This window comes from Methanomicrobiales archaeon HGW-Methanomicrobiales-1 (genome assembly GCA_002839675.1).
Lineage (GTDB): Archaea > Halobacteriota > Methanomicrobia > Methanomicrobiales > Methanospirillaceae > Methanoregula.
In genome coordinates this window covers 444,510-456,601 of record PGYM01000002.1, presented here as the reverse complement: position 1 = coordinate 456,601, position 12,092 = coordinate 444,510, and the positions used below count along the sequence as shown (strand labels likewise).

The 12,092-nt window shown below is 42.9% G+C and carries 9 protein-coding genes; 5 read left to right on the top strand and 4 right to left on the bottom strand.

Going from position 1 to position 12,092, the window contains the following annotated elements:
* Positions 1-50 precede the first annotated feature (50 nt).
* Both CVV30_08640 and CVV30_08635 read right to left on the bottom strand, forming a co-directional pair.
* Complete coding sequence (locus CVV30_08640) at positions 51-488, bottom strand: hypothetical protein (protein ID PKL69608.1); 438 nt, start codon at positions 486-488, stop codon at positions 51-53.
* Positions 489-634: 146 nt separating this feature from the next.
* Positions 635-1,330, bottom strand: a complete 696-nt coding sequence (locus CVV30_08635) for a hypothetical protein (GenBank protein ID PKL69607.1) — start codon at positions 1,328-1,330, stop codon at positions 635-637.
* A gap of 961 nt (positions 1,331-2,291) precedes the next feature.
* Between CVV30_08635 and CVV30_08630 the strand changes: the two genes are divergently transcribed.
* Together CVV30_08630 and CVV30_08625 are read left to right on the top strand one after the other, a co-directional pair.
* Positions 2,292-2,642, top strand: a complete 351-nt coding sequence (locus tag CVV30_08630; protein ID PKL69606.1) for a hypothetical protein — start codon at positions 2,292-2,294, stop codon at positions 2,640-2,642.
* Positions 2,643-2,660: 18 nt separating this feature from the next.
* A complete protein-coding gene (locus CVV30_08625) occupies positions 2,661-3,449 on the top strand; it encodes a hypothetical protein (protein PKL69605.1) in 789 nt (262 codons plus the stop codon).
* Here CVV30_08625 and CVV30_08620 read toward each other — a convergent pair.
* On the bottom strand, positions 3,446-4,585 hold the full coding sequence (locus CVV30_08620) for a DNA methylase (protein ID PKL69785.1): 1,140 nt from the start codon (positions 4,583-4,585) through the stop codon (positions 3,446-3,448). The two genes, CVV30_08625 and CVV30_08620, sit on opposite strands and share 4 nt — an antisense overlap.
* A gap of 141 nt (positions 4,586-4,726) precedes the next feature.
* Positions 4,727-4,882 carry a hypothetical protein gene (locus CVV30_08615; GenBank protein PKL69604.1) on the bottom strand — a complete coding sequence of 52 codons (156 nt, stop codon included), beginning with the start codon at positions 4,880-4,882 and terminating at the stop codon, positions 4,727-4,729.
* A gap of 1,110 nt (positions 4,883-5,992) precedes the next feature.
* On the opposite strand from CVV30_08615, the gene CVV30_08610 reads away from it, so the two are divergent.
* The 3 genes from CVV30_08610 (at position 5,993) to CVV30_08600 (ending at position 11,837) form a co-directional block, all read left to right on the top strand.
* Entirely contained in the window at positions 5,993-7,384 is a 1,392-nt protein-coding gene (locus CVV30_08610) for a hypothetical protein (protein PKL69603.1), read from the top strand.
* A gap of 1,238 nt (positions 7,385-8,622) precedes the next feature.
* Positions 8,623-10,296, top strand: a complete 1,674-nt coding sequence (locus CVV30_08605; protein ID PKL69602.1) for a hypothetical protein — start codon at positions 8,623-8,625, stop codon at positions 10,294-10,296.
* 371 nt (positions 10,297-10,667) lie between these two features.
* Positions 10,668-11,837 carry a hypothetical protein gene (locus CVV30_08600; protein PKL69601.1) on the top strand — a complete coding sequence of 390 codons (1,170 nt, stop codon included), beginning with the start codon at positions 10,668-10,670 and terminating at the stop codon, positions 11,835-11,837.
* Positions 11,838-12,092: the final 255 nt, after the last annotated feature.

The following is a 12,092-nucleotide window of genomic DNA, read 5'->3' as shown; positions in this document are numbered from 1 at the left end:
CAGTCAACTGTGAATTATCAAATTTCCACGATTTCCATTTTTTAAATACATTAACTGAATAAATACCCAAGAATGAAACCCATTGAAATAATTATCAGATACAATGCAATGAAAAGAACCGAATGAATCGTTGTTAAAAAATTTGAAGTAAGTTTTTGAGTAATTGATTTCCTATCAGGGAATATCTTTTTCTCAATACTGATACTGTGCTCAACAGATAGGACTAATAAATGATAATGAAGCAGATCGAAGAAAAAAATCGGAATTAAATATGCTGATGCAAAAACAAAAACTAATCCGGCTGCACTAAAATTAATTTCTTTGATATGTACTTCAGGAGCATATTGAACAATCATAAAACCGATTCCAATAATTAAAAGGGCCAAACTTATGCCTTCAAGTCTTAATCTGATTACAATTTCATCAAAATGACTAATTCTATCTTTAGTGATTTTCCATTCTTCAAGTAACAATTCAGTTGATTCCATAATGAGACCTTATACAACGACAACTCCACATTCATTTTTATACCGTTTTCAATTCTTCTATCTGAATCTCTCAAATATACCTGAGAGTAAAAACATCGGGAAATACACAATCGTCTGTGAATAAAAAGAAATTTTCTATTGAATTTTTAAAAATCCCAATTGTCTCTTAAAATCTCTTCAAATTCAGAATCAATTGCATCGTAATAATTGGTGAATAAGTCTAAAATTAAATTTCGTCCTTCATATGCTTGATTTACTTGATCATTCTTTAAAAAAATTCTAATAATTTCATTAACCTGATCAGCAGAGATTAACCCACATTTCATGAGAGAAATTGCGATTTTATTCGAAGTTTCATATGAACCACTTTTGTCTAAAGCAAAAATTAATGTATCTCTCATTTTTTCTGGGTCTTTACTAGTCATTATTTTTTCAATTTTAGAACATGCATTTTGAATGTCATTATACAAATTTGTGGCACTTGAAGCATCAAGACAATATGCTTGTATGTGAGAGATGAATCCCCAAGGAATACGATTAATTGTAAATGGCATTATCAATTTATTTTTTATGAATCCAATGCCGATTTCTTGATTTACCCAAAAAGAATTAAAACAATTTTCAGTTAAAAAAGGAAGAAAAATATCACAATTATCAAGATTTCGTAAAATCTCTTCAACCCAAACCTGACTAGGTTCGAGATCATGGTGAGCTAAAAAAACATCATATCCGAGTTTTACTAATTGATATTTTATTGTCCCCGCTGTATGTTTGTCTTTTGTGGAATAACTTAAAAAAATCTTGATTCGTTGAAGATCATACAGAGGTGCATCAAGATTCATCTGATGATAATAATCACTTTCAAATACAAAATATATTTCTAATTGAATTTCTTGTCTATTAGGTTACATGTTAAAGTTCCTCAATCAGTTAATCGAGTCTCTTGCAAAATTCTATATTCCCCCACGTAGCCCATTGCTAGGTTGACGAGTCTTATCCGCGAAACGGGGATCAAAGGGGGTGCCCCCCTTGGGATGCCCCTCTCAAGGGGAGAGAGGGGGTGACTCTCACCTAATTGCCGCTGAGAGAATCTATTGTTCCGGATAATTTTTTCAATCACGAGCATTGTTTCGACATATTTTTTGCAAATGGTTCAAGAAATTGTTTCAAGGGCGGGTTACCGAAGCTGCCGCCGGAATATCGATAAAATTTTTTTAACACAATTTATCGCTATTTAAAAAAAATCAATTAATAATAATTCAAGTAAACAGGTTTTAACGGAAAAATTCTGTCGAGAATAAAAATGATTATTTGTTTTTTTTACAAGTGTTCAACACATTTTATTTGGTGACATTTTGGGCATTCGTATGTAATTTGATTTATTGAGAATTCCCCTGTATCATCCCCACCACATTCGGCAGCTATGTATTCTGATTTTTCTCCATCCGAAAGGTTTCCACCCAATTCATCCGGATCTAATAAACGTCGAGAACATTCAATAACTTTCATTTTTATTTTACATTTTTCACAAATTTCATTTCCATCTGACTTTTGCTTTTTCATTTTTACCATCAAGCGAAATCTCTGGACTCGCTTAGTCTCAGGTCAGCTGGCACTCATTTATAGGGATTTCGCACCCCTTTTTTCAAAACTCTCAATTTGGGCTTCTTTTTGTAAATTATCTTTCTAGGATTATTACAAATAAGGGGCGCGCAGCGATTATCTTATAAAATGAAATAAAATTTGCATAATTAATGATAAACAGATAGAATGTTATAGAATCGTAGATTTTAGTTTTCTATTATGGTTTGGATAAAAAATTGCCAAGATGATGATTGGATTAATCTTGACAATGTTTTCTCAATATCTTTTCAGCAGATGGATGCTACCGGAAAAGATGATTGGATAGAATTTATTGTTCGACCGAGCAATGCTAGAATATTACAAATTTGTTTGGAGGTAGGAGTTAATCCGAATCCAGATTATGATTCTGATAATATTTCTTGGCATAGCTGTTTTTATGATAGAGCCATGCAAGTCACAAATGTAATATTTGAGGCTATAGCAAATGCAAAAAAAGAAGATCGGCTTTGGATCGATTTACAAAAAGAAATTTCGATTGATTTTGAAATTTCGCAAAGAAGATATGGATAAAAAAAGATTCTAAAATATATGGTAGGTAATTATTTTTATCACGAAAGTAACATTGATGGAAAATGTCGCGATCTTAAAGGAAATACCTACAGACGAATATTTCAACAATGTGTCGAATTTAAACGTGATTACTACACCCCTTACAAAGAATCACAGGTAGCAATAACTGGGATAACCAAGAGGGATATTGATAGGAAAGTATCCATTTTAAATAATTATTACCCTCATGTTGATGCCTTCGTATCAATGCATCGAATAACCTCTCAAGCAAAATTTCGACCGACCGTTTTGGAAGAATTTTGTGGGCATCTCCTTAAAGATATTCCGGAAATTAGAAGATTAAATCTTGATTTTTTTAATAAAGGTGTTTTTGCAGGAATTGTATTAGATCGGGAAGGAAATGCCAAAATCAAAACAAAGGATATTGATTTTTGCATTGGCAAAAAATTCGATGTTAATATTGGTGTAGATCAACACCACATCATTATCCCTGTTATTGCAATTGAATGTAAAACTTATATCGACAAAACGATGTTAAGCGAAGCACAATTTACAGCCCAAAAAATGAAACAGGGTTCTCCAAATGTTAAAGTCTATTGTGTCTCTGAGAGAAATGAAATTGATGTCAACGAAATTCCAACAAAAGGAAGAACACCTTTAGATCAAATTTTCATTATTCGTGGAATCCCAACAAATCCTATTGAAAACGATGCGGTTTTTGAATTTTTTAGTGAGATAAAAACCGCATTAGAAAAAATATCCCGTGATGTTACAAGGATAAAAATTGGTGGAATTTTACCCGATTAACTGGTTCCGGGTAAAATTTCCTTCAATCTTTTTTTAGCAACGCTACAATATTTTTGGGATACATCAATCCCGATATATTTTCTATTGAACCTTTTTGCAACAACACAAGTTGTACCAACCCCGTTGAATGGATCTAAAATAACATCACCTTCGAAACTAAACAGTTTCAGGGCCCTTTCTACCAGGTCTTCTGGGAACATTGCAGGATGATCATATTGAACCATTTTTCTTTCCGGGGCAATTGACCACTTTGCGACAACCCATTTTTTAAATTCGTCTTCATTGATATCGATATTTTCAGCTAATCCCTCTTTCTTCAAATCTCCTTTTGCAAAGATCTCCAAAAACTCCCAGGTATATTTTAGATAAGGGCTACTCGGACTTTTCCAGCTTCCCCACGCACAATATTTACAGTTGTAGTTATTTTTTTCCCAGAGGATTTCGCCCTTCCAGATCATTTTCTGTTCCATGAAATGATTTGAAATGATGTGATGGCTTGGGATATAATCTGAAAATAATGGCTGAATATTAACGATTATTCTTCCGCCATATTTTAGAACGCGGATACATTCGTCAAAAATCTCAAATAATTGTTGGAAGTATTTTTCCCAGTCTACTCCGTCTTTTGAAGTACTACCATACTCCAATCCGAAATTGTAAGGTGGAGATGTGATAATCATATCAACGCAATTATCGGGCAACTGCTTCAAAACAAATCCGCTGTCATTACATATTATTTGATTTTCATATTTTTCTGGGAGAGATGTATTTACTTTCGAGAAGTTGTTATTTTGAGCGTAATAATATAGTCCTCTATTATTTACTTTGGATTGCCGATTTTCAACTTTTCTTTCATCGTTATATGTTACATAAAATCTCTTTCCGCCCTTGATCCCGTAACTTCTTATCCTTGAAATTTTCTCGATAATATGTAGGAACACAGTTTTATCGATAGATTCGGATGTTGTAATGCTTAGCAAACCGTGAATATATGTTTTAAAGGCTTCAAGATCAATCGAATGAAGGTATAAAATAATTTCAAATTCTTTTATATCCATCTGAAAGCCATTTTTCGAAAATTTTTTCTGGATTTTATTTAATATTATTTTTTCTGCCGGGTTCAATGGTGTTTCCATTTTTACAACCAATTTTTTGTATTCGGGTTTTAAAAAATCCCTATCGTTTTCGATATCGTTCGGTATTCCCATTTTTGATTCCGGTGTATATTGAACGGATTCGGTTAAACTTTCTGGCATAACCCACACCCCCTATAGTTTCTACTGGAGCCGGTCATTTTTACCCTCCACTGGGTCAAGCAATACTATTTTGACTTTTTTTCCAATCCAATTAGCTGGAACATAAACCCTACCAGAGTTTCCAGACGGTCTGACCATCTTCTCTATTATTTCATAGCCAGAAACTTCGGCTTTCATTAAATGATTCATTAATTTTCAATATGTATCTACAACATAAATACATTGGCATCTTTTTAAATCATTTAGTAATTACAAAGTGAGACCATATATGCCCAAAAAATTCAATACAATGTAGCCACATATTAAATACAAATAGTTCCTCCCCCCAAATCCTCCGACGTGATCGCATCATCAGCCAACAGTGCCCATTTCCATCGCCTCTCTCCCCCCAAATTACCTGCAATGAAATGACAAAAAACACGACCAACCAAAGCCCGCTAAATTGCACGGTATAATTCTGTTTTAAACGCGTATTTTCGAAAAATAATCGATTAAACTGATATTTTTTGTGGGCGTTGGCACCGTTTCCACTGGAACCGGAAAAACGGATCCAAAAAGTGGCAAACGGAGCCTGTAAAGGGCCCGGAATAGATCATCTCCGGGCTAGGACAATCGCTACCAAAAAACCTGAATATTCATCTTTTCATCTCATATTCTCCGACGTGATCGCATAATCATGCAACAGTGCCCCTTTCCATCGCCTTTTTCGCCCCCCATGACCTGAAATGGGGTGGCAGAAAACGCGATCAACCGGCGCTCGCTAAAGAGCAGGGGCAAATCGCTTGCAAACCCGTTATTTTTGAGAAATAACCGGTTAAAACAGAATTTTTTTGTGCGGTGGACATTTGGAGCACGTTATTGTGAAAAACGGATCCGGAAATGGGCAAACGGAGCCCGTAAAGGGCCCGGAATAGATCATCTCCGGACCCTCAGGATCGCCCGGTGTCCGGTTTTGTCCGACCTTAACCGGACCCCCTGTTTATGCAATTCCTCCAGGAGTTTTCGATCAAACAGGGTCTCATTTTCACCCAATCGGAGCCCATTTTGGCGAGTTATAAAAATAAAAGCCCGCAAAATGCCCGGAATGGGGGTTTTTTCGATCGGAGTTAACCCGGTTTTTGGGAGGGGAAAATACCACAATCCGGGAGATCAGGTTAAAAGTATTCATGCGATTTCAGCAAAAGCAAATCTGTTTTTTATTTTGAGCAACAATACCGGAAAAACGCATAATACTATTTTTATGTGGCGGCATCTAACAACCGGACTGGGACGCATGCGTAGAGTACCATGAACTCAGGACTGCCAGCGATGAACTACCAGGAATCTGAAACGACAGAACTCAAAGCATCTCTTGCTGAGCTGGATGCTGCTCTTGTCGATATCTGCGCATTACTGAATCACCGGGGCGGCAAACTTTATTTTGGCGTGAGACCCGATGGCCGCGTAGTCGGGCTCACCGTCGCCGATTCCACATTCCTGAAAATTTCCCAGAAAGTACGGCAGAAACTCAAACCCGAGATCATACCGGAAATTAAGGAGCGGTCTGATGGTGGCAGATCTATCATCGAAGTGATCATCAGCGAAGGTACTCACAAACCCTATTTTGTTGACGGGGTTGCATACATCCGAAGCGGTAGCGAGAGCGTGAAGATGCCTCCGGATGTACTTACCCGCCTAATTATGGAGCAGCAGGGATATTCCTGGGACCGCGACATCTGTGCGGGTGCCAGCTTGCAGGATATCGATCCCGCTCTGGTGAAATCCTACCTGGCCCGGGCCCTGCAGGTCCGGCATATTGATCTCGACCCGGACACTCCGGTAGAGACCGCTCTGGAATCGCTCGAACTACTCAAAGAGGGGAAACTTACCAATGCCGCGATCCTTCTCTTTGGCAGGAATCCGCAGAAATTTGTTGATCAGGCAGAGATCCGCTGCGCAAAATTCCGGGGTGATGATGTTACTCAGCCATACTCGAATATGAAAGTTATCCGGGGTGCGATTGTTGCCCAGATTGATCAGACCGAGCAGTTCATCCGGGATAATATCGCAAAAGCCGCATGGATTCCGAAGGAAAAATTCGAGCGGGAAGAGTCCTGGGAGTACCCGCCGGATGCCTTCCGCGAAGCGGTCATCAACGCGGTCTGCCACCGGGATTACCAGTCATCGGGGAATGTGCAGGTCAGCATCTTCACAAACTCGCTGGAGATCCTGAACCCCGGGCTGTTACCTTCAACGCTCACTATCGAATCGCTGAAACGGCGACACAGTTCGAAGCCGAGGAACCGGCTCATCGCGGAGATCCTGTTCAAGATCAAGTACATTGAAAAATTTGGCTCCGGAACGACAAAGATGATCCGCGTCTGCCGGGAGCGCGGGGTACCGGAACCGGAGTTTCGCGAGCAGGATGAGGATTTCATGGTGACATTCCGGCGCTCTTCAGTGAATGTTCTTCTCGACCAGCCTCAGCTGTTGAACGAGCGGCAGAAGCAGGCGATTGAGTACCTGAAGACCCATGAGTCGATCACTTCCGCTGAACAGGCTCATATGGCTGGATGTGCCGAACGCACCGCCCGCCAGGACCTCAGCAAATTGGTTGAGTGGAATGCCGTCGAGACAAGAAAAGAGGGAAAGATTACCCGGTACCTGTTGCTTCCTGCGTTCCGTTATTTCCCTATTTAGTATTTGAGATGAATCTCGGTAAAAATCGTGAATCTTTGAGATTTGACCGAATAATCAGACATTCTCTTTTCTTTTTCTATTGGATTACCATCGCGGCATGATCGCGGCACATCGCGGCATAATAAGAAACAGCCTGTCCCTGGCTTGTGTGTGATAAATTTAGTTTTTTTGCAAACGGTGGCAGAATATTTGAGATCGTTCCGGTACAGTTCCGGCACATCGCGGCACGAGTCCGGTGTGCTTACTCTCTGTTACAACCAGACGATCGTATCTATGAAATACTTCGAGGAGACACAGAAAAAGGTTCACCTTACGTTGAACAGGAACCTGAGGCCGGGGACTCTCGTATTGAACGATTTTCAGAGATCCTGAGTAAACGTTAGTGGCTTAAATTCCCTTCACCTTACATCCCTCCGACGTGACCGCATTATCAGCCAACAGTGCCCCTTTCCATCGCCTTTTTCGCCCCCCATGACCTGAAATGGGGTGGCAGAAAATGCGATCAACCGGAGCCCGCTAAAGAGCACGGGGAAATCGCTTGCAAATCAGTTATTTTTGAGAAATAATCGGTTAAAACAGAGTTTTTCCGGGTGGTGGACACTTGGAGCACTTTATTGTGAAAAGTGGATCCGGAAATGGGCAAACGGAGCCCGTAACGGGCCCGGAATAGATCATCCCGGGATCGGGTAACCCCCGGGAGTCCAAGTGGATTTGGTCAGATGAGAACCTCCAAAATGGGGGTCTAGGGGTTGCTACCCTTGGGCTGCCTCCCCCTCTGGGGGAGAGAGGGGGTCACGCTCGCTACGTTATCAGAGCGGATTGATCCGGAAATTTTTTTCAAACACAATCATGATTGCGGCAAATTTTTTCTTGTAAGGTCCGGTTAAAATTTTTCTTTCAAAGCCCGCCCGGATTTTTTCAAACGCGATCCGGTAAAAAATAAAATCAAAGCCTGCTGAAAATTAAAAAAAACATTTTTCCCGGAAAAATTTTGCCGGCGGAGACCAGTGCGGTAAAAAAAATTTCAGCGAGACCAATATCGACCGGCAGAACCCGGCCCTGCTCACCGCGGATGGAATTGCCGGACGATTGGGCGGATGCAAAGCGATCCGGTTTGACAGCCCCTCAGAACCAGTCTTCCCGCCCCAAAAGAATAAGTGATTCCGCAGGATATTACACAATAACTCAGAACCTTCCTGGCAGTCGCACTTCCTGAGGAAGCGGAGCTGATCCCCTCAATGATTTTGCCAGCTGACAGAAAAAACCGGAACCTGCCGTATCTGAAGAGGGAACTCTGCATTCTGGCAATCCTGTTCCTGGTTGCCGCACTCTGCTGCCCTGCCGCTGCAACCCGTGACGTAAAAGTGGGCCTCACGGAGCTCAAGCCCAGCCTGTATACCGATGACCAGGGAAAGCCGGTCGGATTTTTTGTGGATCTTATCACCGATGTCGCTGCGCAGGAGGGCTGGAATGTCATCTGGGTCCCCGGAACGCTCTCCGAGAGCTGGAATCGCTTGTTGACAGGGGAGATCGATCTCCTGCCGGGAGTGGTCAGTACCCCAGAGCGGGTAACCCAGATCGATTTCAGCCGCGAGTCGGCACTTTCTGTATGGTCCCTGGTATATGCACGCCCCGGGTCTGGCATCAGTACGATCCTTGACCTTGAGGGAAAACGGATAGCAATGACCCGGGGAGCCCAGAGCGGGATTGCCTTTAAGGATTATGCGCAGAAGTTCGGCGTCAATGCCACGTACATTGAAAAGGATACCCCGGTAGAGATCTTTGCTGCAACAGCCTCGGGGCAAGCAGATGCCCTTGTTGTATACAATACAGCGGGTCATGATAATGCTGTGACCTACGGCCTTGCTGCAACTCCCGTGATGTTCAATCCAACCCCGTTTGGTTTTGCAGTAAAGAAAGGAACGAACAAAGACCTTCTTTCTGCCATTGACCCGTACATTGCAAAAGGAAAGGACGATCCCTCGTCAACATACAGCCGGGCAATGCAGACGTGGTTTGGGGTCAAGACCGGCTCGTTCATCCCCATCTGGCTGGTTCTGGGCCTCGCAGCGGTCGTAGTCGTCGCCCTCCTCTTTTTCGGGATAAATTTATTCCTGCGGCGGGAAGTCCGGTGCAAGACTGCGGAGTTGTCACGGCAGAACGAAGAACTCCGTGCTGCATACGGGCAGCTCTCCGCAACCGGCCAGGAGCTCAGGACAAAATACCAGGAGCTTGGCAGGAGCGATCAGGCGCTCATACAGGCAAGATCCAAACTCAGCCTGCTGAACACGGTTACGTTCCAGGATATCGAGAGCGGGATCTTCTCTCTCTCCGGCTTCATCGAGATTGCAAAAGAGCAAACAGAGCAAGATGCCATACAGGCCAGCCTGAAAAAGTGTCAAGGGATACTCCTGTCCCTATCAGAATCGCTTGCATTTGCAAAGAAATACCAGAATCTCGGGATTCAGCAGCACAAGTGGCAGAACGTGAATTATATCCTGCTCACCGCGATCTCCCATCTTGATTTTTCCCGGATCCGGCGGAATGTTGATTTATCGAATCTCGAGATCTATGCAGACCCCCTTCTTGAGGATGTCTTTGTAACGCTGATGGAAAATGTCCTCCAGTGGGGGGCCGGCGCCACGGAAGTAAACATCCGGTACCGGGAAAACCCGGACAGTGTCACCATCATCATCGAGAACAATGGCCCCGGTATCCCGGCCGATCAGAAAGAGAAGATCTTTTCCCGGCAAAACCGGCAGAAAGGGGAGGGCAACAGCCTCTTTCTTGCCCGGGAGATCCTTTCAGTCACCAACATCACCATTGTGGAAAATGGCGAGCCCGGAAAAGGCGCCCGATTCGAAATATCGGTACCAAAAGGGACATACCGGTTTGCAGATGCAGACGGGTAGATGATACGCGACAACGTGGTGCTCCTCTTGGGCCGCCTCCCCCACTGGGGGAGAGAGGGGGTCACGCTCGATTGTGCTGCAGAGTGGATCGATTGATCCGGAAATTTTTCAAAAACAATTATGATCGCGGCGAAATTTTTTCGTTCAGGATCTGGTAAATTTTTTTTCAATCAAAGTCCAGTGGCCTGTATCTCAAAAAACCGGCAGGGTTCCTGCCTGCGGGACGGATCGATTCACCCAAATATATTCAATTACTCAATACTTTTATCGGACAAAATCAGATCCGGGGGTGCAGAACGATTATTCAGGATATTTTCGTCATCAGGAATTCAGGGAGGATCCTGCTCGGGATTCTCATTCTCATCGTACTGGTGCAGGGTGTTTTTGCAGAAGAGTCCTGCACATTTATCCGGATGTGGGGATCCAATACAACAGCCAATGGTATTGCCGCTGATGCTTCCGACAATATCTACGTGACCGACACGGGCAACAACAGGATCCTGGAATACACCTCCGAAGGGTCATTGATAACCTTCTGGGATCTCAGGGAATCCGAATACAGACAGGCCAAGGTCCCCTATGGGATCGCCGTTGATTCAGCCCAAAATGTGTATATTACCGACCGTATGAACAACACGGTCATCAAGTTCACATACCGCGGGAGTGAGGTATGGGGTAGTGAGGGGACCGGTGACGGGCAATTTTCCCATCCCACCGGTATCGCCGTGGACTCTTCCGGCAATGTGTATGTTGCAGATACCGGCAATAACAGGATACAAAAATTCACTCCCACCGGAACATATGTCATGAAATGGGGATCGTATGGGTTCACCGACGGGGTGTTTAATGCACCGACGGGTATCGCCGTTGATTCATACGGCCTTGTGTATGTTGCTGATACGGGCAACAAACGGATACAAAAATTCCATCCCTCCGGTGCGTTTCTCGCAAAATGGGGTACTTCAGGAACCGGCGACGGACAAATCCTGACCCCGACCGGCATCACCGTTGATTCCTGGGGCAATGTCTACGTGGCCGATCTCACCTCCCGGATCCAGAAGTTCACCACGCTCGGGGAATATATGTCAACATGCAATACCGGCGGAAATACCAATGATGTCGCCGTCGATTCGTCCGGAAATATATACGCCCTCTGGCAGTCAGACCCTCTTTGGAAGATCGGGAAGTATGGGACCCCGTCTTCAATCCCCCCGCAAACCCCAAAACAATCCCACACATTTTCCATAACCGAAGAGACCCGGCAGACAAACATTGCAGCCACAACCACATCGCAGAATAGTGCAATACCGGCAAAATCCCCGACACCAATAACCAATTTTACGACAGCACCCACTACATCCCCTGCGACAATTATCTCTCCGGCCCTGACAATAAATTCCGATTACGATGCAAAGATCGCAGCACAAGGCTATCAGAATGGAGGTGAAGTCCGGGAGACCGATATACAAAAGATGATTCTTGACCGGATCTCCAAATTTTACCGGGATGTCTTTGGGATAGAGATCAATTTTTCCGCGTGAGTGGCTCTCCAGACCTTTTTTAAAACTTGTTAATTTTTAATTTTTCACGAAGAAAATTTTCCAGAAACGTTTTTCAAGGAAACCAGAATGTAAATTGCCCTGCACTTTTTTCCATCTTTTTTCCATTATAGTCCTGGATTTTTTTTACTGGCGTTAATCTGATAATTGTTGTATGTATGCCGTGAGCACATCCTGGTACTTTTTGAAAAAAATAATTATCCCCACGGCAAATACCTGTACGCGATCATTTTTGTT